Source organism: Syntrophomonas erecta subsp. sporosyntropha (genome assembly GCF_055395365.1).
On sequence record NZ_AP042459.1, the window covers coordinates 1,461,654 to 1,481,935 of the forward strand.

The following is a 20,282-nucleotide window of genomic DNA, read 5'->3' on the forward strand; positions in this document are numbered from 1 at the left end:
TTACCAAATATCATCAATGTACCCGCTAGGATTGTTTTCAGCTTCGTTAACTACAGAGCCAACAATGAGCAGATCCCAGAACATATCAAGCGTCATGGCGTCAATCTGTTCCGGGAGCCAGTGGTAGCTTTGGGCCAAGCTCAAATAGAAATACACCACCATTTGATAAGCCGACAGATGGCTTAGGTCAAGTCCGTCGGCGGGATTTACTTTGGGAGTTCTGTCATCTTGCGGCTGACGGCCTCGGCCACCCAGCTGGCAATCTGGTAAAAGAGGGGGACAAACTCATCCAGGTCCAGTTCCTCTTCAATAACCTCAGCGCTTATTTCCGGGTGATTAAAGGCAGCGGCGATCAAGCGTTCCATCTCGCTTAGAGCTTCCTCATCGCCTTGCTCTTTATCGCCGAATTTATACTTGAATTTGGTCACTTCGCGCCAGAGTTTGACCTTGGGCGGCGGCGCGGTGTATGTCTTTCCTTTAAGGGTAATCCTGGGGTTCTCCATCGATATCCCTCCCTGTGTGATAGCGGTACAAAAACCGCCCTGATTGGCTTAAACGGCGGTGGTGAAGCTGCCGATTGAGGCATTAGCCAGGTTTTGGCCGTAAATATCCCTGACACCCTGCGTGCATACCATGATGTAATCCGCGCCCGGGGCCAAATTGCTGGCCGGATTGAAAGTCACCACCTTGTGTTCCGTATTGATACTAAGAACTCCAGCAACTAAAGACCCATCATCAGCCTTCAGTAAGATAAAATTGGCGGCGGTTACATCGGTAGCCTGGATGGCGTTGGCAAAGGTCCAGGTCAGGTTAGCGTCTGCCGCCACTCCGCTGGAACCATCCACCGGACTTATTGTCACCGTCAGAGGGTCGGGGGCCGCTCCGTCCACCGCTGTAAACCAATTTGTGCCGGTTGAAGCTGTCCAATCGGGATGATCCTCATCGCCGATCTTCTGCCAGGCGTTGTCAAAGGTGCGTTTAATAAATGTCCCCTTGATTTTGGGGGTCTGAAATTTGGGCTTATCCTCCGCGGTCTGGTACTCCTGCTCCTGCAGGGCGAATTTCCCTTTATACAGCCATACATAGCGGTAGCTGCCGTTGCTCTTTTTGGACTTGAATCCCAGAGCTACATAGGGCGCAGTATCGGTTGACTTTTTGATCAGCACCCCGCCGGTGACACTGTGTCCCAAAAGGACCGCCTGGGTGTTGAGGTCAATATCTTTAGTCTCAAACTCCACATCGATTTCCCCCAGCGAGGTGACGGTTTCATCAGGCCCGTCGTCGCAGTACAGGGTTTCTGTGTTGCTCTTGGGACTTATTTTGGCGTTGATAGCCCCGGCTATGGCCACCGGGCTGTTATATGTCGCTGCTAAAGGCGTATCGCTGGTAAGAACTGCGTAATACAGGCTGTTTAAGCCTACTTGTACTCCTGCCATTTTTTAACCTCCTTCAACTTCCCGCTCAGTCACATATCTGAGCGCTTTGTGAAATATTTTGGTATCGTCTTCATAAAGATCGGCGCTGCTAGTTCTTTTAAAGCCTAATGATTTCATGGTTTTGTCCACCTCGGCGGTAATAGGGGAGGTGCTGGCTGCTTTTACCCACACATCCACTTGCAGATGCACCTCAGCCATAAAAGCAGTGTTGTCTGCCCAGGCGGAATCGAAATTAGTTAGCTCAAACAAAGTAATGTATTTGTCTAAGCCCTCCGGCGCTTTCAGCTGGTAGATATAAGGCCCGCCCAATAAAGCCAGCAGATCGGTGTTTCCTTCCAAAGCCGCCAGGACTTCCGGTTTGACATTGATCATAGGTCAAGCCCCGCTTTCAAGGTCTGCCTGATGGTTTCCAGCACCTGTTTTTTGCTTTCGGCTTGAGCCGGACCCATAAAAGGGCGGGCGGTCATCTTGGAGGTGCCGTACTCCAGAAATTTGCCATAAAAAAAGGGAGCCGTTGGCCCCACCTCCACGTATTTGCCGTTTTCATCCTGCTTTGGTTCGCAAATCACGATATTGTCGGCCAGATGCTCCTTAGCCTTTAAACTGCGCGGCGCTTTTTGGCTGGCGTTTTCCTGAACGATCTTGGCCCCGGCATAAAGGGCCTGGTTCTCTGCCGGAGCGGCTCTTTGCCCCAGTTCCTTTAGCCTATCTAAAATCTCGTCCATACCTTCCAGAGTCAGATTACCCGCCACCGGGGATCACCTCCTTGCACATCAGTTCTATTACGCGGTGCCGCTCGTCCTTATCGATTACCGACAGAATTTGAAATACCCGGGAGCCATATAATACCCGCATGGAAGTAGTTATCCCGGTTCGGTAGCGAATTTTAATCCGGGTGGTGACTTCCGACTGCAAGGCCCCCGCTTGGAAGTATTCTTTACCCGATATGTCCGACACTGCTGCCCACACTGTGGCTACTGTAGTCCAGTTTTCTAGGGGGATGCCTTCTGATTTGGTGATGGTCTTGGCCTGCAAGGCAATACGCTGTCGCATCTGACCCATTAAATCGCGCTTCTTCATAATTACCACCCTTCTCGGCGGTAGGCGAATAAGAGCCTGGTCATAAACTCAATTAATGCTTTCATGTCGACTGCTTCCCGTAGTTCATAAAGATTGCCGATAGCATAGAGTAGGGCTTGTTTAACTGTTTCCGGCACCTCGGCAAATTCGGTCAGGGGAAAGCGCAGAATGTCCTGGCATAGCTCCTCGGCGGCACCTATGAGATCGGTGATGAGCGTATTGTCTTCATCACCGTCTACTTTTAGATACAGTTTTACTTCCTCCAAAGAAAGCACCAATACGCCCACCGCCTTTCATTACTCGGCTGCCATAAGTCCCGCGGCTTTAAGCTTAGCGAGGAGGGCATTGAAGTCGGTCACCAGTTCGGCCACCTCGGATGCAATACTGTCGGCCTGATTGGCAGCGGTCTTGGCAGCAATAGCATCATTTAAAACCTTGCCCTGTTTAGCCGACAGGGCGCTGGTAGCTGAGGTTGAGTCAAGGGCATCAACCACCGGGACGGATAAGATCCCTTCAATTGTTGCACCTTCCGCAATTGTCAGCTTGCCGCTGGCCGCAATCTCAAGCGATCCGCCAATAACGGTTATCTCGCCGCCTTGCTCAGTGTAGTTTTTTACATTGCTCATAACTCACACCTACGCTTTCATCTTAAGTACCTTGATGGCTTCAGAGAGAATCAGCTTGCCGTCCACCCGCTGGGTTGCCTTAAATCCTACCTGACCGGTTGCCGCATAAAGCTCGTTCAGCCTTTGGAAGGAACGGCCTTGCCGATCAGCAATCCAGTAGTAGCCGAAATCGCCGAAAGCGATAGTTTTAGCCCCTGCCGCAATTGTCGGTACATAGGCTGAAGTCTTGACCGGACGATTTAAAATCGTATCCGGTTGTCCGGCAGAAATGGAGGGCTGCCACAGGTACTGGCCGTTGCCGTCCTTTAATTTTCTGATGGCTTTGACAGTGGAATCATTCATCACGAATACGGCGTTTTTGCGGTAAGGGGACTTAAGGCTGTAGAACAGATCCATGATCTCATCCACCGTAATAGCTGTTGCCGAGGCAGCAGTTACACCCAGTTCCGCTCCGCCGGTAGCATTGAAAATCCCTGTCGGCTTGCCGGTTCCGTTACCGATGAAGAAGGATTCCTCTTCCTTGGCACCGATTCTGCGGGCAAATTCCCGGGCGATATATGACTCCAGATTAAAGATGCTATCATTTAACAATTCCTCGGATACCTTGATCATGGTCGCAAGTTTGTAGGCCCCTATGGAAACCTGCCCAAAGGCATCGTCTGATTCCTGAATGGCGCCTTCTTCATCTACCCAGGAAGCAGTTCCTTTGGATGCTACGACCGGTATTTTACGATCACCGCTGGCGGTTTGGATGATCTTGGCCATGGTGCGGAAGATGTTTTCTTCTTGCAGAGCTTCGACCAGGGTACGCTCGAACTCGTCCGGAACCAGGTAGCCTCCCTCGGAATCGGTTCCCACCTGCAGCGCGTTTAATACTTCGTAGCCCGCTGCCTTGCTGCGCATGGCGTTCCAGAAGGCTCGTTTGTACTCGTCACTGGCCCGACCGGTTTTATCCTCAGGGTTGGGCTGGCCGGGCTTGCCGGTAATGGGTGTATTGACGGGCTTGTTAAGCTCCGCGTCCAATGCCTGCTGACGCTCCAGCCGATCGATTTCTTTGCCGAGATTTACCACATCGGCTTCCATCTTTTCATAGGTGGCAACGTCCTCGGCGGAAAGGAGCCCGTCAGTGCCGCGCTTGCTGTCCAGAAAGGCTTTAGCGGCATCCCAGGCTTTGGCTCTTTTCTCACGCAGTTCTAAGATTTTGCTCATGGTTATTCCTCCCATTCTAATGTTTTAATAGGCTGAGCCGCTTTTCCAGGTAGCTAAGCGGGGTGCCGGTCGGCGGTTTAGGGTTATTAACCTGGGGCAGCGGAAACTTTTTTACCAGCGCGTTGGTGACCGTCATTTTGTCAAAAAGATAAGCCGCACTGGGCGGCTCGTTTAGGTGTTCTTCGGTTGTGTACAGGACTTTGTCGGCAAAGCCCAGCTCCACTGCTTTCCAGGCATTAAACCAGCTTTCGGCATCCATCATGTGCGATATTTTGGCTCTTGATAAACCGGTTTTCTGCTCGTAGGCATTGATGATGCTTTCTTTAACCTCGGACAGCATGGCAATACCGCTTTTAAGGTCAGATATTTCCCCGAATATGACGGTGGCGGGGTTATGGATCATCATCATGGCTACCGGAGACATGTGAACCTCGTCTGCCGCCATGGCGATTACCGAAGCCGCACTGGCAGCAAGCCCTTCGATTTTGACGGTGATATGTCCAGGATATTCTTTTAACATGGTGTAGATTTGACTGGCGGCAAATACATCTCCGCCTGGAGAGTTGAGCATCACCACCACATCCCCATCCTCAGCATAGAGCTCGTTTTTAAACTGCTTGGGGGTAATATCGTCCTCGAACCAGCTGTCCTCAGCGATATACCCATCTAAAAAGAGGGTTCGCTCCTGCTCGTTTTTGAGCCAGTTCCAAAACTTTCTGCTCATTGGCTGACCTCCTTTCTGTTGGTATTGGCATACGCGCCCACATCTTCAAGCTTCAGCATGTTGCCGTTCATGGCATAAATATCGCCATGCTCGATGGTGTTCATGTTTTCTAAGGTTCTTACATCGTTGGGGCTTAAGAAGCCGTTTTGAATACCTATGGCGTAACCTTGCATCCTCGAGGCATAGTCGCCCCGCAGTAGTCCGTCCACTACAAAACCCACAAAATACTGGCCTTTTTCGGATGGGCTGAGCAGAGCTTTATTCATTCCTTGCTCGAGCCTTACCAGCCAGGGCCGGATGGTATGGACTACAAAACTGATAGATTGATGCTCGATGTTGCTGAAAGTGGCTTTATCCAAGTTGGCCACCAGATGGGGCGGCACCCGAAAGATCCGACATATCTCCTCGGTCTGAAACTTTCTGGTTTCAAGAAACTGCGCCTGTTCCGGCGGTATACCGATGGACTGGAACTTCATACCTTCTTCAAGAACCGCTATCCGATGGGCGTTGCCGCTGCCCTGGTAGACCGCGTTCCAGCTTTCCCGGATTCGGGCCGGGTCTTTGACTACACCGGGATGCTCTAAAACTCCGCCTGGACTGGCTCCATTGGCAAAGAATTTACCCCCGTATTCTTCGGTGGCGATTGCCATGCCGATGGCATTCTTGGCCATAGCGATAGGAGAGTAGCCCACTAGTCCGTCAAAACCAAGCCCGGGAATATGCAGTATATCTTCCGGCCTTAAGATCACATATCCGGTGTCCTTGCGGTATTCGAAATAGAGCTGCCCCTCGGTTGTCCGATCCACTGTCATGCGGTCAGGCAGGAGGGGATAAAGAGCTAAGATTCGGCCCCTACCGTCTCTAATTATCTGGGCATAGGCGTTGCCCCATAATAAAAGATGACTCATCAGTGTTTCCCGAAACACAAATGAAGTCATCTCCGGATTAGGCTCATCATGGAGCAGATAATATAGCTGGTGGTCTGTGGCTTTCTCCTTGCCATTGTCCGTGGATCGATAAACATTCAATGGCAGACTAGCTATAGTTTCTGCCAGGATTCGGACGCAGGCATATACGGCGGTGGTCTGCATGGCTGTTCTTTCATTGACGGTTTTGCCGCTGGCGGTCCCGCCTAAGAAAAAGCTGTATGTGCTGCCATACAGACGATTTTTAGGACTGGCTCGGGGCTTCAGCAAGCCCGAAAGAAAAGGTATTTTCATAAATCGTTCCTCCTGAAAATGGGCATGAAAAAACATCTCGTTGCCAAGATGCTTGTGTCATAAATAATCAGAAATCATAATTTAGTATTATTATTTTCTCCTTCTCCTGCTTAATCTCATAAAGTTGATCCACCCCACACTCCCTTAAGAAACTACCAAAATCCCAGTTTGCATCTAAACTATTAATATCTTCTTCAGTGATCTTGTACGGTTTGTAGCCGATCTCAATGCCTGCTTTATTCAATTCAAGCTCATAATATTCTTTACTTTTATTCCATGAATGTTGGGTATAAACTTCATCGAAAGCTGCTTGCGAATATTCTGAAGCATCTTTTATTTGGTTAATAATATTTTCGATTTTATTTACATCTTTTTTTACAAAAATCTTTTCTCCGCCATCAAACTCATCAAATACTTTTTTGGAATAACCAATATCATGTTTGAATTTAATCTTCCAATCAAAGCCTAACGACTCTTCAGTAGCCTGTTTATTGTTGTATAAACACACAGTAAAACCCCTCTGGTTGTTTGGTCTCATAAATGGTTGAAATCCTAACGGTTTATAAGGTATTTGTTCCAAAGGAGGAATCAAATCAAAAAACTTCCCATAAATAACTCCATATTGATTACCTTTGATATCCATAGTGCTTAAAGGTCTATAGGAGTTATTAATATGGTCATATTTACAGCACGCAAAGAATAGGGCAACATCAAAATTATTAGTGATATCAAGCAATGAAGTATACAACCCATAATGCTGTGCTATGCACTCTTCCCATACATAAAATCCATATTCCCGCCATTTTTTAACTCTTGGAAATGAGTTAATAAATAAGCAAAATTCAACAAGCTGTAATTCCCGATAGAATAGACGAAGTTCATCGGTAAAACCATCGGGATGGATTGGTTTCCTGTAAATGCTTGGTATAAAGTAATCATATTCTTGATTTTGTCCTCTATATACAAAGGGGTGCATTAGATTTGGCATTATTGCACGACCTACAGGTGTGTTGAGTATAACACCGGGATTATGCAAAAAACCACATTCTATACCACGATATTTCCACCCTGGAGCTACCTTTCCCTGGTAATGTTTTCGTCGGGCTTCCTCCAATTGGGCAATTGTTTTATGCTCTTCTTTAACCATAATAAGCCTTCCAATTAATATCATTTTAACTAAAGAAAATTGTACCAGATATGTTGATGTTTTATAACATCAGTATACCTCTCTCATCGTATACACTGCCATTTCTAACGCCGTTCCGGATCGCCCTATCCAGCGCCATAATTGTTGCTACTGCACCATCAATCCGCTCGGTGCTTTTCTCTTTGTCGGGTTTGATATTTCCAGCCGGGTCAGTACGGATAAAGATATTATCCATCATCCAGCGCAGAACCGGATGGCCGCCATGGGCGATCTTTTCTTCCAGGGTCAGTTTCATTAGTTCCTTGGTAGGAGGGGACATATCCTTAAAACCCTGGCCAAACGGCACCACCGTAAAACCAAGCCCTTCCAGGTTCTGTGTCATCTGGACCGCTCCCCAACGGTCAAAGGCAATTTCTTTAATGTTGTATTTGGTTCCGAGTTCCTCGATAAAGCTTTCGATGAATCCGTAATGTACCACATTGCCTTCGGTGGTTTTAAGATACCCCTGCTTTTGCCACAGGTCGTAGTTTACGTGATCGCGCCGAACACGCAGGTCGAGGTTTTCTTCCGGTATCCAGAAGTAGGGGAGAATATGAAATTTATCGTCCTCATCAACCGGCGGAAAAACCAGCACAAAAGCCGTTATATCCGTCGTACTGGATAAGTCCAACCCGCCATAGCACACCCGGCCTTTTAGTTCTTCCGGGTCAACCTTAAAAGCGCATTTGTCCCATTTCTCCATGGGCATCCAGCGAACTGCCTGTTTGACCCATTGGTTGAGCCTAAGCTGCCGGAAGCTGTTTTCTTCAGCAGGGTTTTGTTTTGCGCTTTCACAGGCAGCTTTAATCTTGTCGATACTTACGGTTATACCCAGCGACGGATTAACTTTTTTCCACACTTTAGGGTCAGTCCAGTCGTCATCTTCCTCCGCTCCATAGATTACAGGATAAAACGTAGCATCATGCTTGCGACCGGCCAGCAGATCTTTGGCTTTTTGATGCACCTCATAGCAAATACTGTTGACGTTATCGCCCGCTGTTGTGATGAGGAAGTAAAGCGGCTGCATCCTAGCATCCCCTGAGCCTTTGGTCATGACGTCAAACAATTTCCGGTTAGGCTGGGTATGCAGCTCATCAAATACCACGCCGTGGATGTTGAAACCATGCTTCGAATAAGCTTCAGCCGACAGCACTTGATAAAAGCTATTGGTCGGCAGGTAAATAAGCCGCTTGGTGGAGGCCAGGATCTTAACACGTTTGTTTAGTGCGGGACACATCCGCACCATATCGGCGGCAACCTCAAACACGATGGATGCCTGCTGGCGGTCGGCGGCACAGCCGTAAACCTCGGCACGCTCCTCGTTGTCCCCGCAGGTGAGAAGCAAGGCAATGGCGGCCGCCAGTTCAGACTTACCCATTTTCTTTGGAATTTCCACATAAGCCGTATTGAATTGCCTATAGCCATTGGGTTTCAGTATCCCAAAAATATCGCGTATAATCTGTTCCTGCCAGTCGATGAGTTCAAAGGGCTTTCCAGCCCAGGAGCCTTTGGTGTGGCACAGGGCTTGGATAAACGCCACAGCATAGTCGGCGGCATCTTTGCTGTATTTTGAATCTGGTGCCATAAACTGTGTCGGTTTATATTTCTTGAGTTTGCGTATGATTGCCGCCTCCTTTCTTAAAGCGAATAAAAGAAAAGAGCCTCATTAAGAAGCTCTGTTAACCGCATATTTATTGGCCTTCAGTTATTTGCTCTCATCTTCCTCGCCCGTCAGGATAAAGCGCGCGTACTCGGTCTTGTGGTCATTAAGGTAATTAACCAGTTCGTGAAAATCTCGGGAGTATGCTTCCTGAGTAACACGGGGAATGTCAAACATATTCGTGACGCCGCTTTCCCTGATGGCTAAAATCTGCATCCGTATGTTCTCGTTCATTTGGCTTACTCCATTTCTACAGATTCGGCGGCTGCCCGGCGCAGGATATCCATATTAAAGCCCGCGTCCTGGTAACCCTCCAGTATTGTTGAATAGTAGTAGCAGCTGGGCTGGCCCGGCGGCCTGCCTTCGTTCATGATGTACACCATGGCCTTGACGGTCTTGCCGTTTATCTTCACCTTGACCGTTTCCTTACAGTAGAGGAACGGCCAGCCTTCATAGCGGTCGAGCGCCGCCTCGTCGGCGGGTGTTATCTCCCAAACCAGAACCGGGACGCTGCTTCCTTTTTTAGGCTCCACCGTTGCTACCGCGCCCGTACGCGAACCCCTAAACAGGAGCCGCCAGTCTTTCATCTTACTTTTGCCGATTACCCTGGCGGTTGGGCATCGGCCAGCCATCTGCGCAAGATTCAGGTTGGAGCCGTAGGCAATGTACAGTTTGTTATTCTTATCCATAAAGGGTATCCTCCTTTTTAACTGGCTTCGGCGGCGGCTTAAGCCGCCCGAAACCTCCATGCCGCTGAGCCTTCCAGGTGTTTGCAAAGGTGCTCGCGGCAGTTTTTGAACTCGTCGCCAATGAAGCCGATGCGGTTCAAGTAAGTCCGCATGGCGAACTTTTCGTTTTCAACCTGGGGCTTCCTGGCGCTGGCGCTTTTTTGGGTCAATGCCTGGTGGTTTATGGCCAGGGCTAAAACTATGTAGCTCCTGATTTTGCCCGCGTGCAGTTCGCTGTTAAAGCCCCTTAGCTCGACCGTATGGTTGCCGTTAAAAAAGCTGTGCAGGTTCAAAAAGTGGTAGCGGCTCTCATGGTAGTGACGGCTGCGGCTTTCCAAGTAGCCTTCGTACCAGAGCTCCTCAAATTCCCGCATGGTTTTCGGCTTTCTGACGTTTATCTTTTCCACCAAAGCATTATCCATCTTCTTGCAAAATCTCATCCGTTCCGGCTCTATCTGCAGGGCCTTGTAAAAAAGGTCGTTCTTGCTGGCGATGATGTTGATGAAGTTTTTAATGCTTCTTGGTGTATGGTTTGAGCCATCCAAGTGGATATGTATCCCGCAGGAGGGGTTGGTTAAGGCGCCCGCTTTGCGCAGTTTCCTGACCAGTTCCTGCAGGGTAGTAATGTCTTCACGGTAGGTAAGCACTGGGCTTACCAGTTCAACGCTGTATTCGTGCTCGGCGCTGATCCTTCTGCCGTTCACCTTTACTTCCCGGCGAATGCTCCCGTCGCTCATAAACTTCCAGGCTCGCCCGTCCGGTGTGTGTACCTTTTTGGTGTCGTAGCTGTCCCGGCAGTTTTCAATCCTTCCGTTTAGAAACTGCGCCGCAACCTCAGCGGCTTGGCTTCTGGTAATCCCGGTGAATTCAATCTCGATCCCAAATTTGGCGTTAAACATGCTATCCAAGCTCCTTTCAGGTGTGTTTTTCTTTGGTGTGTACATATATCACTCTGAAAGGGCTATATAGCAAGGGATTTAAGCAAAATAAATGGCTGAAACCCGCATAAATATTGGCTTTAATCTTGGCGGTTACCCCCAGTTATTCTTCGAGTTTTCTGATTTCATCTTCACCGAAAACTGCCCCCAGCCTGCTGCCCGAGTCCCAGTCAACAAACACCGTGCCGGTATCGTCGATAAAGGATACGCTGCCCCGGTCGCCGGGCTTTAACCTGGTGTACGGGTCCTCCATACGGACCAATTCGACCCGCGTACCCGGGGGATAATATGACCTCAAAGCCTTTAACATTTCAGGATGAATCTGCTTCATGCTTCAGTCTCCTCCTCCAAATTGCGCTGGCCGTTTTTGAAAGCAGCGCTGCCGGTTAACCTGGAGAGCAGAATTTTTCGTTCCGTTTTGTATTCCGGCCCGATAAATCCTAAGCGCAGCAGGAAGCAGCGAAAAGCGTATTTTTCGTTATCATAAGTCTTTTCGGTGGCGGTTACCCGATGCTGGTTCTTGGCCATGGCGCAGAGCGCACCGATGAAGCGGGCATAGGCGTTGACTTCTTCCGCTGCAAGGCTTCTGGAGAACCAAGGGAAACGCAGCCTGTCCTCGGTCAGTTCAATTGGCAACCTGTCTGTGTCCAGGGCTTTCTTAATAAGAGTTTCCTTGCTCTTAACCAGCCGCTCCAGATTGGCAATGGCGGCTTCGGTAAAACCTTTCCTGGGCATCTCAATAACCAGTTCGCTCGGCGCTTCAAATTGAAATCCGCGTTGGTCAAGCTCGTTTAATAGTTGCTCAAGATCTTCCTCACTGTTGTTTTCACTGGCGCTGAGAGTGCCTTCTTTGTTGACGGTAAATCCGCCTATGACATAAGCAAATGTGGGAGCGCCTTTGTATTCCGGTGCAGTATTAAGGATTTCGCTGATCACCTGAACCAGTTCTTTGCGCCTAGCGCCGGTAATGTTAAACTTAAATTCCATGAGATCGACCACCTTTCTTTTTGGTAGTCATATACATCACTCTTAAGCTGTGGAATAGCAAGCCTTTATACCAGTTTTGGTACACTGTTAAAGGGTATTTTCTGATCATCGCGCATGATAAAAACATCAATGTCGGAACCCTTAAACTCAATGTACCTATTCACAATAACATCACAGAACTTCTCATCCAGTTCCACGGTGTGGCAAATCCGGCCGGTCTGCTCACAGGCGATCAGGGTGCTGCCCGAACCACCGAACGGATCAAGAACAATACAGCCTGTCATACTGGAGTTGAGTATCGGGTGAGCCACCAGCGGCACGGGTTTCATGGTCGGGTGGTCAGCGTTCTTCCTGGGCTTGTCAAACTCCCAGATGGTAGACTGCTTACGGTCGGAGTACCAGGCATGTTTGCCCGTTTTCTTCCAGCCAAACAGGATCGGCTCGTGCTGCCACTGGTAAGGCGAGCGCCCCAGTACCAGCGACTGCTTTTTCCAGATGCAGGTCCCCGAGAGATAGAATCCCGCTTCCGAAAAGGCTTTACGAAAGTTTAATCCCTCAGTATCTGCGTGGAACACATAGATACTTGCGTCCTTGGCCATCGCCTTTTCGGTCAGGGTGAAAGCATCAAGCAGAAACTGATAGAACTTTTGGTCCGCCATATTGTCATTTTTAATTTTGCCTGCTGTACCCTCATAGTTGACGTTGTAGGGAGGGTCAGTCACCACCAGGTTGGCAAGTTTACCGTCCATAAGCAGGGAAAAGGTCTCCGCTTTGGTACTATCGCCGCAGACCAAGCGGTGATGCCCCAGCAACCAGAGGTCACCCGCCTTAGATATAGCGGGCTTGGCCAGTTCGCCTTCTACATCAAAGTCATCTTCTTTAACGTCCTCGGCACCGCCCAGTAGTTTGTTCAGTTCCGCGTCATCAAAGCCGAGAAGAGATACGTCAAAATCGGCAGCCTGCAAATCGGCAAGCTCTACCGAGAGCATCTCCGCGTCCCAGCCAGCGTTCAGGGCAAGGCGGTTATCGGCTATAATATAGGCCCGCTTCTGGGTTTCAGTCAGGTGTTCCGCGAACACACAAGGTACTTCAGTAATACCTTCCTCCTTGGCAGCGAGGATGCGCCCGTGTCCCGCGATAACATTGAGGTCTTTATCTACGATGACCGGGTTAACGAAGCCGAACTCCCTTAGTGATGCTCGAAGCTGAAGTATTTGCTCCTTGCTGTGGGTGCGGGCGTTGCGGGCATATGGTACTAACCGGTCGATATTAACTTTTTCAAAACGCTCGGTTGTGTTCATCTATACCTACCGTCCTTTCCTGCCTGACAGCAGGGCTTCCATAATATCATCCTGCGGGTTGCCGACGAAGGCTGTAGTGCAATTCTGTTTTACAATGTCAAAAATCTCGTACCAGATGAGGTTGGCCTGCTTCTGAAAAGATTGGCTCATCTGTACGAAGGGACTAGCTATAGCGCCACCCGTGGTCGGGTGTTTGCCCAAAAGCCCGTAGGTGCTGATGGCTTCCTCACACTGGATGTAGCGAGTGAAAGCCTGGGCATAGGCTTCAATCAATCTTGGGTTAACGAATTTCTCACACCCGCGCTCTTTAAGCCATTTCCAAGTTTCTCTGAACAGATCGTCAGCGCCCAGCGGCTTACCGTCTCTCTGTCTCGCGCTGAGGTAATCGCTGGGCGTTGGCATATCTTCTCCGTATAAATCGGCCGCATCGTTAAGGTCGTCCGCTTCAAGCATCGACTCGGGATGCAGTTCCGGGGCTGCTAAAACTTTTGCGGCCTTTCCGGCCGAGATTTTGTCAGCCAGGGGCTGCGGCTTGTCACCGGCGCGAACCCTGCGGCCGCCCCTATTGGTCCCGTCTTTTGCCACAAGCCTTCACCTCCTTGCTTTGGCAGGGTTTAATCCCCCGTTTGAACCGCGATTTTTACGCGCGAAGGGGGCCGCCCGTTCTCCATAGGTAGGGCTGTAGAGATTTAGATCCCCCTGGGGGTGACATGAAACTCATTTCCGCCAACGACCGCCTTCGCGGGCAGTGATCTCGGAGTGACAAGACGTACACAAACTCATGAGGTTGTCCACATCGTTGGTGCCTCCTTGGGATAGCGGCTTGATGTGGTGTACTTCCTCAGCAGGCGTGATCCGTCCGTCCTTTTGACATTGCTCGCAAAGTGGGTGCGCCGTGATATATCTATCCCGAATACGCTTCCAACTCCTGCCGTAACGTTTCTTCACGGCTGGGTCCCGCTGATAGCGTTCGTATCGTTTTGCTTCGTCCTTGGTGTGCTCCTCGCAGAATCTGCTGGCTGTCAGCTTGGGACAGCCAGGGTGGGAACACGGCCGCTTGGGCTTGTATGGCATTGGTTCACCTCGTTATTGGCATACAAAAAGCCCCCGCGGTTGTAACTCCGCGAAGGCTCTTGATACAGCTTTCGATATTAATATTATACTTGGTCCTCAGGCAAACACTCCCTCATAATTCCCTCATCTTTATCCGAACAGCATACTGCGCAGGTGGTTCAATGCATTGCTCCTTAATCTCTCCACGTGGCTTTCGCTGTAACTAAGTTCATTCATCAGACGGTAGGTTGCTCCGGACTTCTGATTGTCGCCCATGTAGTATTCAGATAAAATGTGCTGCTCGGTATCGGTCAGGCTGGACCAGGCAGGCTCGAACCATGCCATGTACTCAATCGCCTGGCTGTAGCGTTCCTTCAGGATGTCCAGCTTGTCAATCTGCGCTGCCAGTTTGTCGGCTCCAGCCTGGGGGTTCCTGGCAGACGGCATCCTGGATAGCTTCGGGATTCTAGGTGTTATCATTTTTTCGTACACGTTTTTGATTTCCTCTGGAGTGTTGTTGATGATAAACCGCATATTATTATAGTCGCGGATGGCGGCTACGGTAGCGGCGTTCTTATTAATATATTTCAGCGCAATCATGCTGCCACCTCCTTAAGGTTTGCTTTTACCGCATCTATCAAAGCGGTCTGGGTTTTGTCTTTGAGTCGTAAGGCTTGCATTACTTGCTCGTCAATCGTACCTTTGGTGATAATGTGATGGATAACAACTGTATCCTTCTGACCTTGCCGCCAGAGCCGGGCGTTGGTCTGCTGGTAGAGTTCCAACGACCATGTCAGCCCAAACCAGACCAGAGTGGAACCGCCCGCCTGCAGATTAAGTCCATGCCCGGCGGATGCCGGGTGGATCACGGCCAGCTGTATTTCTCCGTCATTCCATCTCTTGATGGAATCGCTGCTGTCCAGCTTCTCGGCGGGGAAGCGCTGAAGTATCCGCTCCAGATCATGCTTGTACCAGTAGGCAATGAGAACCGGTTTGCCATTGGCAGCTTCGATTACATCCTCAAGAGCATCCAGCTTGCGATCGTGGATTTTGGCTACTGAGCCATCGTCGGCATAAACCGCACCATTAGCCATTTGTAGCAACTTGTTTGACAGGCTGGCGGCGCTTCCGGCATCAATCTCTTGTCCTTCCAGTGAAAAGGCCAGATCCCGTTTCATGGTGTCATAGACCTTTTTCTCTTTGTCCGACAGCCGAACGGAGATCTCGTTTACCACGCATTCCGGCATATTGAGGTAGTCTGTGTTTTTCATGCTGATGGTGATATCGGAAATACGGCGGTAAATTTCATCCTCTGCTCCGGGTAGCGGTTTATAGCTAAATACCACAAGCTGATTGCGCTTTTCCGGAGTAAAGAATTTGTTACGGTAATGGGTGATGAAGCGACCGAGCCGCTGACCCATGTCAAGAATGCCGATTTCCGCCCATAAATCCATGAGACCGTTACCGGATGGTGTGCCTGTTAGCCCAACGATGCGTTTTACCTTCGGGCGGACGCGGCGAAGTGCCTTGAATCGCTTTGAACTATATGCCTTGAAGGAGGAAAGTTCGTCAACCACCACCATGTCGAAATCGAAGGGAAGGCCGCTCTTATTAACCAGCCAGTCCACGTTTTCCCGGTTGATAATATACACATCAACGTTTCGCATCAGTGCAAACTTGCGTTCCTGTTCAGTGCCAATGGCCACTGAGTATGTCATGCCTTTCAGGTGATCCCACTTTTCGATTTCAAAAGGCCAAGTATCTCGTGCCACTCTGAGGGGGGCAATAACGAGTACCTTGCGGATGAGAAAACTGTCTAGCACAAGGTCAAAAATGGCAGTCAGCGTAATTACGCTCTTGCCAAGCCCCATATCCAGAAATACCGCCGAAATAGGATGCTGCAGTATGAAATTGGTTGCATATGTTTGGTAGTCATGAGGACAATATTTCATCAATCATCTCTCCAATCTGCTCGGCACCGTCAATGCAGAATACTAAATACCCTAACGCCTCCAGTTGCCTTTTTCGCTTTTCCTGCAAAGGACGAAGTCGCTTCCCTGGTGCTTTAAGTTCTACGAAGGCAAGCTTGCCATAGGGTAGAAGTACTAAGCGGTCAGGCACACCATCAAAACCTGGTGAGATAAGCTTCAGGGCGATGCCGCCCATCGATTTGACTGTGTTTGTGAGTTTTATTTCTATGGTTTTTTCTCTCATACAATTCCTTTCTGCCAGTTCCAAGGTTCCAAAGTTCCAAGAATTCCATATAACCTATACGCGCGTATATGAGGTAAACACGATACCCTTTCTCTATATACAAAAATATTTATATATTTTGGAACCATGGAACCCTTGGAAAAAGTGTTGATATTTCAAGGTTCTAAGAGGTTCCATGATTAAGATTTTCGGTTCCATCAATGGTTCGCACCCATACATACTGAGCGCCATAACCCTTAATTTTCTTTTTCTGGCCGGAGTACACCCAGCCGCCGATCTTTTGCATGATTAGCTTGATTTTGTAACTGTCAGCCTGGCGCTCGAATTTACCCCGGTCATTGCCGAAGCATTCACACCAGATTTCCATATTGCTGACGTACTCGCGCTTAATCTTGCCTTCCGGCCGCAATGGGTCGTCCGAGGAAAAGTAATGTTTCCGGCTGTACAAATCCATATCATACCAACCTTCCGGCAGGAGCATATCGAGGTATTCGCGCACCATGCCTTCGCGCTCATCAGCCTCCAGCGCCGCCGTCTGTTCCGCTTTTGCTTGCTGGGCGACTTTTCCTTCAAGATAGAGTTTTTCTCCCTGCATCCAGTAGTGCTTTGCTTCAGCCCAGATCTGCGGCACATCAGTTTCGGGCAAATCCCAACCTTTATTACTGCCGCCCCAGACACGCACCACCCAGAAACGGCGATTGCCGGTGGTATCACGCAGGAATCCTGCGTTTTCCGCATTCGTAGAGCCGACGATAATACATTGGCGCGGATGGCTTTCGACTGTCCGCCCATAGGAGGGGCGGTACTGGTCGTCTTGTCGGGAGAGAAAGCCCTTTATGTTGTTGACGTCCATTTTCGATAGACCCGCTAATTCAGGAATTTCTACAATCCAGACACCCTGAATCTTTTCTGCAGCATCTTTACCTTTGCCCATATCGGTAAAGTTTAGGCTATCGGAAAACCATTCTCCGGCCAGCCGGGCAAAGAAAGTGGATTTACCGAGGTCGGTCCGTCCGTTTAAGACCAGCATGGAGTCAAACTTGATGCCCGGCTGATAGATACGGGCCACCGCCGCCGCGAGGGTTTTACGCGTGACCATTCTGGTATACTCCGAATCCTCCGCGCCAAAATACTTAACCAGCAAGGTTTCCACACGATTGACGCCGTCCCATTCGGGTAGATTGTCCAGGTAATCACGAATAGGATGGTAGGCGCGGTCATCTGCCACCTTGGTAAGCGCAAGCTCATAGTTGCGGGAAGAAAATGTGCCGTAGGTTTTATCTACATAAGCAACCAGCTGCGCCATATCCGCATCCCGCCATGGCTGATACGGACGTTCCCACGGCAGAGCGTCATCACCATATATTTGATTGGCAAGCCGGTTATACCGGATGCCTTGCAGCTTTGGGTCGTTTTTTAGGATGAGCAGCAGGTTGCCAAGGGAGTTTTTAAGCACGGTAGAGCGTGGCTCATACTCCAGTTTTTTCTCCCAGTCTGTATCTACCACGGCAAATTCAGCCGAAGCCTGTGTCCGGCGTTCTTCTGCCAATAGCAGTTTTACACGTTCGTCATTTACAGCAAGCTCCGACATTGCCTTATAGGACGGCAGCTTATTTACCGGGGTATCTTCTGCGGACTTATCGTCAAGGCTTCGAAATTTATGAAGCCGTACCAGGTCAAACGCATTTAACAGTTTTCCGCAGACGGGGTCGGTGGCATGATGGCTATAAGCGAACACGCTGTCATAGATAACCACGCCCGCGCTGCTGTCAGCTGGTATATAGTCGTATCTTCCATTCATAGCGGACGGCTCATATACATCGGAGAGGAAGGTGTCGATTGCGTCTTCAACAGTATAGGCACGGTTGAACGCACCGATGATACCCGGCTTGGTAAGCGGATTACCGGCTTCGGCGACACCACTTCGCGCCACCTCGGATTGGCGGCTGGAGCGCGGCCATGTGGACTCGTCCTGCCAATCGTCATAGCGTGCAAGATATATATCCGGGTCAAGATTGCTGCCATCTTTTTTCTGAAACCAGAATTTACCGTTCATCGAAGTAGACGGCCAGTACATGAGCCGGTGGGCTTCATAAGTTGTATCATCGAACAGGTCAATTCCAATGTCCTTTGCTACCATCCGGGCTACCGCAGGATATTCCGCTTCGCTAACATCGCGGGAAAGTGGGATGGCAAGGCGGATACGAGGCTTTTCAGGAGTATGCTTATGGGTGGAGTAGGCACAGCACTTAAAGCCGCACTTCATAATGACTTCATCCCAAACCCCCGGCGTTCCGTAGTCCATATCTAAAAGAATCATGGAGCGGCAGAGTACAAAGCCCTTTTTGCGCCTACCTTCGCGCAAATGACCGGCTACATAACCGCCTACATCCTTGATAGCATCCTGCTGACCTTTTTTCAGTTTGCGGTATTCCTCTACGGTTTCCGTCGTGCGGACGGTGGAACTGACTCGCATGCAGAAATCCTCCCAGGATATGTCGCTGTTTTTCCACTTCTTATCCATGCGACTATTGCCGTAAGAAATCTTCATCCTGAAACCTCCCTGCAGTCCTCAGAAAAATATCTGATAGGGTATTTCTTTCGCTTGGCTCTCTCAATCTCTGCCTTCATGCCGGAGGAGATATAAGTGCCAAACACCCAGACTTCAGCGCATTTTGCCATGAGTACATTGCCAAAGAATAATCCTAGGCTGCGTTCTGCCAGGTTATTGTCATCTAAAAACTGAGGATATAGCAGGTGCGGTGTGATAGGGATATATCCCATATCAACCGCAAACCGGCTATATCGCCTGGCAGACTTGATGTTGTTTCCGATATCCCCGGAGTAGGGGGAACAGATATATACAAGAGGCCAAAAAGATCTAACGGCCTTTTCCTCTTGCTCTATAGATGTTAAAGCTTCATAGGCGGTGGGGTCATAGTAGCCTTCTAAGTTGTATTTGTCGGTGCTCATAGCGTCATCTCACACTTTTGGGGAAGGAACAGGGTTTCCAACACTTCATAGGCATAACTGTTGGTGAACTTAAAACGGTCATCATTCGTTTGGCACTTTTGAATTTCATAACCGTGCTGGCGTGAGTATGCTGATGCTGCCCGACCGTTACGCTGGCAAGTTTTCATGTCCCATCCCATATTGAAGTGCTGATTGAATTTCATAATTGTCCAAAATTTCTCGGATTCATTGAGCCTTATGGCTAATTCCTCATTTTGGGCAGCAAGTTTGGCATTTTTCATCTGTTCCTCTTTAAGCTGTGTTAAAAGCCGAATGCCGAAGTCAGGATCGGCAAGTATTTTATCAATGGTTGTCTCCGTCATATATGTGCCATGCTTGCGGATAGAGGGGAGAACCTCGTCAAACACCCAGTGTTCAAAACGGATGGCACCGGGAAGGTTAGAGCGGATAATGAGACGGTAAAGGTCGCCCTCGGGTATGAAAGTTTTTTCAATCGTTTTATTTGGATTTTGCGGATGAGGTACTCCCTGTTTTAGGGAGTACCTACAATGCATCGCTATTGCATTATGTGGTTTGGCATACCCCAGAATGGTGGCGCATTCCGTTGCTGGGAAATAGGCCTTGTCATTAATCATTAGCACACTTAATGAGCCGAATTCACTGTTGTTGAAAATCTGTATTTTGTTATTCATAGCGATCCTCCAATCTTGACCCGCTGCACTTCTGGCAGTAAACCGTTGTGCCATACAGGTCACCCTCGTCATCGCTGAATAATTCTGCTAGGTTAATTTCTACCTCACACCCACAGCCGGGGCAGGTACAGAACACATTGTCATCGTGGATTTCCACAATTACCTCAACCGCGTCGCTGATCTTTTCTCTTACATAAAACATGTTTTTACCTCCCATCTTGAAGGCATCATTGCCCTCTACCATCCACAGGACAG

At 49.3% G+C, this 20,282-nt stretch carries 28 protein-coding genes; all 28 read right to left on the reverse strand.

The window, feature by feature from the left end; translation table 11 throughout:
- The 28 genes from ACZ5Q0_RS07130 to ACZ5Q0_RS07265 all read right to left on the reverse strand — a co-directional run bounded on the left by ACZ5Q0_RS07130 (nt 1) and on the right by ACZ5Q0_RS07265 (nt 20,229).
- Nucleotides 1-162, reverse strand: coding sequence for a hypothetical protein (locus ACZ5Q0_RS07130; protein WP_214082559.1), 162 nt, complete (start codon nt 160-162; stop codon nt 1-3).
- A 44-nt stretch (nt 163-206) separates the two neighbouring features.
- Nucleotides 207-503 carry a phage tail assembly chaperone G gene (gpG, locus tag ACZ5Q0_RS07135; protein WP_447182325.1) on the reverse strand — a complete coding sequence of 99 codons (297 nt, stop codon included), beginning with the start codon at nt 501-503 and terminating at the stop codon, nt 207-209.
- Between the two features lie 48 nt (nt 504-551).
- On the reverse strand, nt 552-1,436 hold the full coding sequence (locus ACZ5Q0_RS07140; protein ID WP_447182326.1) for a major tail protein: 885 nt from the start codon (nt 1,434-1,436) through the stop codon (nt 552-554).
- A gap of 3 nt (nt 1,437-1,439) precedes the next feature.
- Entirely contained in the window at nt 1,440-1,808 is a 369-nt protein-coding gene (gene gp17, locus ACZ5Q0_RS07145; protein ID WP_447182327.1) for a tail completion protein gp17, read from the reverse strand.
- Entirely contained in the window at nt 1,805-2,188 is a 384-nt protein-coding gene (locus ACZ5Q0_RS07150; RefSeq protein WP_447182328.1) for an HK97-gp10 family putative phage morphogenesis protein, read from the reverse strand. The genes gp17 and ACZ5Q0_RS07150 overlap by 4 nt, the downstream gene beginning before the upstream one ends.
- The gene (locus ACZ5Q0_RS07155; protein WP_447182329.1) at nt 2,178-2,516 is read right to left on the reverse strand and encodes a phage head closure protein; all 339 of its coding nucleotides are present in this window, start codon (nt 2,514-2,516) and stop codon (nt 2,178-2,180) included. The genes ACZ5Q0_RS07150 and ACZ5Q0_RS07155 overlap by 11 nt, the downstream gene beginning before the upstream one ends.
- Nucleotides 2,517-2,518: 2 nt before the next feature.
- On the reverse strand, nt 2,519-2,791 hold the full coding sequence (locus ACZ5Q0_RS07160) for a head-tail connector protein (RefSeq protein ID WP_447182872.1): 273 nt from the start codon (nt 2,789-2,791) through the stop codon (nt 2,519-2,521).
- A 21-nt stretch (nt 2,792-2,812) separates the two neighbouring features.
- Nucleotides 2,813-3,142, reverse strand: a complete 330-nt coding sequence (locus ACZ5Q0_RS07165; RefSeq protein ID WP_447182330.1) for a hypothetical protein — start codon at nt 3,140-3,142, stop codon at nt 2,813-2,815.
- A 9-nt stretch (nt 3,143-3,151) separates the two neighbouring features.
- Entirely contained in the window at nt 3,152-4,351 is a 1,200-nt protein-coding gene (locus ACZ5Q0_RS07170; RefSeq protein ID WP_447182331.1) for a phage major capsid protein, read from the reverse strand.
- Nucleotides 4,352-4,367: 16 nt separating this feature from the next.
- Nucleotides 4,368-5,075, reverse strand: a complete 708-nt coding sequence (locus ACZ5Q0_RS07175) for a head maturation protease, ClpP-related (protein ID WP_447182332.1) — start codon at nt 5,073-5,075, stop codon at nt 4,368-4,370.
- Nucleotides 5,072-6,295 carry a phage portal protein gene (locus ACZ5Q0_RS07180; protein ID WP_464827086.1) on the reverse strand — a complete coding sequence of 408 codons (1,224 nt, stop codon included), beginning with the start codon at nt 6,293-6,295 and terminating at the stop codon, nt 5,072-5,074. The genes ACZ5Q0_RS07175 and ACZ5Q0_RS07180 overlap by 4 nt, the downstream gene beginning before the upstream one ends.
- A 67-nt stretch (nt 6,296-6,362) precedes the next feature.
- Nucleotides 6,363-7,442, reverse strand: coding sequence for an FRG domain-containing protein (locus ACZ5Q0_RS07185; RefSeq protein ID WP_447182333.1), 1,080 nt, complete (start codon nt 7,440-7,442; stop codon nt 6,363-6,365).
- A 61-nt stretch (nt 7,443-7,503) separates the two neighbouring features.
- Nucleotides 7,504-9,102 (reverse strand): terminase large subunit, encoded by a 1,599-nt coding sequence (locus ACZ5Q0_RS07190; protein ID WP_447182874.1) that lies wholly within the window; start codon nt 9,100-9,102, stop codon nt 7,504-7,506.
- Nucleotides 9,103-9,186: 84 nt separating this feature from the next.
- Entirely contained in the window at nt 9,187-9,375 is a 189-nt protein-coding gene (locus ACZ5Q0_RS07195) for a DUF5049 domain-containing protein (RefSeq protein ID WP_013843503.1), read from the reverse strand.
- Between the two features lie 5 nt (nt 9,376-9,380).
- Nucleotides 9,381-9,830, reverse strand: coding sequence for a gamma-glutamylcyclotransferase family protein (locus ACZ5Q0_RS07200; RefSeq protein WP_013843504.1), 450 nt, complete (start codon nt 9,828-9,830; stop codon nt 9,381-9,383).
- Nucleotides 9,831-9,868: 38 nt separating this feature from the next.
- Nucleotides 9,869-10,768 carry an amidoligase family protein gene (locus ACZ5Q0_RS07205; protein WP_447182334.1) on the reverse strand — a complete coding sequence of 300 codons (900 nt, stop codon included), beginning with the start codon at nt 10,766-10,768 and terminating at the stop codon, nt 9,869-9,871.
- Nucleotides 10,769-10,910: 142 nt separating this feature from the next.
- Entirely contained in the window at nt 10,911-11,138 is a 228-nt protein-coding gene (locus ACZ5Q0_RS07210) for a DUF4314 domain-containing protein (protein WP_447182335.1), read from the reverse strand.
- Nucleotides 11,135-11,794 carry a virulence protein gene (locus tag ACZ5Q0_RS07215; protein WP_447182336.1) on the reverse strand — a complete coding sequence of 220 codons (660 nt, stop codon included), beginning with the start codon at nt 11,792-11,794 and terminating at the stop codon, nt 11,135-11,137. The genes ACZ5Q0_RS07210 and ACZ5Q0_RS07215 overlap by 4 nt, the downstream gene beginning before the upstream one ends.
- 65 nt (nt 11,795-11,859) lie before the next feature.
- Nucleotides 11,860-13,095 carry a site-specific DNA-methyltransferase gene (locus tag ACZ5Q0_RS07220; protein ID WP_447182337.1) on the reverse strand — a complete coding sequence of 412 codons (1,236 nt, stop codon included), beginning with the start codon at nt 13,093-13,095 and terminating at the stop codon, nt 11,860-11,862.
- A 6-nt stretch (nt 13,096-13,101) separates the two neighbouring features.
- Complete coding sequence (locus ACZ5Q0_RS07225; RefSeq protein ID WP_447182338.1) at nt 13,102-13,680, reverse strand: P27 family phage terminase small subunit; 579 nt, start codon at nt 13,678-13,680, stop codon at nt 13,102-13,104.
- 132 nt (nt 13,681-13,812) lie between these two features.
- Entirely contained in the window at nt 13,813-14,169 is a 357-nt protein-coding gene (locus tag ACZ5Q0_RS07230) for an HNH endonuclease (RefSeq protein WP_447182339.1), read from the reverse strand.
- 129 nt (nt 14,170-14,298) lie between these two features.
- On the reverse strand, nt 14,299-14,748 hold the full coding sequence (locus ACZ5Q0_RS07235) for a sigma-70 family RNA polymerase sigma factor (protein WP_447182340.1): 450 nt from the start codon (nt 14,746-14,748) through the stop codon (nt 14,299-14,301).
- Nucleotides 14,745-16,100, reverse strand: a complete 1,356-nt coding sequence (locus ACZ5Q0_RS07240; protein ID WP_447182341.1) for an SNF2-related protein — start codon at nt 16,098-16,100, stop codon at nt 14,745-14,747. The genes ACZ5Q0_RS07235 and ACZ5Q0_RS07240 overlap by 4 nt, the downstream gene beginning before the upstream one ends.
- Complete coding sequence (locus tag ACZ5Q0_RS07245) at nt 16,081-16,362, reverse strand: VRR-NUC domain-containing protein (protein WP_447182342.1); 282 nt, start codon at nt 16,360-16,362, stop codon at nt 16,081-16,083. Before ACZ5Q0_RS07245 ends, ACZ5Q0_RS07240 begins: the two co-directional genes overlap by 20 nt.
- A 163-nt stretch (nt 16,363-16,525) precedes the next feature.
- Complete coding sequence (locus ACZ5Q0_RS07250) at nt 16,526-18,913, reverse strand: virulence-associated E family protein (RefSeq protein WP_447182343.1); 2,388 nt, start codon at nt 18,911-18,913, stop codon at nt 16,526-16,528.
- Nucleotides 18,910-19,335: a DUF7768 domain-containing protein gene (locus ACZ5Q0_RS07255; RefSeq protein WP_447182344.1), complete on the reverse strand. Its 426-nt coding sequence runs from the start codon at nt 19,333-19,335 to the stop codon at nt 18,910-18,912. The genes ACZ5Q0_RS07250 and ACZ5Q0_RS07255 overlap by 4 nt, the downstream gene beginning before the upstream one ends.
- On the reverse strand, nt 19,332-20,027 hold the full coding sequence (locus ACZ5Q0_RS07260) for a BRO-N domain-containing protein (protein WP_447182345.1): 696 nt from the start codon (nt 20,025-20,027) through the stop codon (nt 19,332-19,334). The genes ACZ5Q0_RS07255 and ACZ5Q0_RS07260 overlap by 4 nt, the downstream gene beginning before the upstream one ends.
- Nucleotides 20,020-20,229, reverse strand: a complete 210-nt coding sequence (locus ACZ5Q0_RS07265; RefSeq protein WP_447182346.1) for a hypothetical protein — start codon at nt 20,227-20,229, stop codon at nt 20,020-20,022. Before ACZ5Q0_RS07265 ends, ACZ5Q0_RS07260 begins: the two co-directional genes overlap by 8 nt.
- Nucleotides 20,230-20,282: the final 53 nt, after the last annotated feature.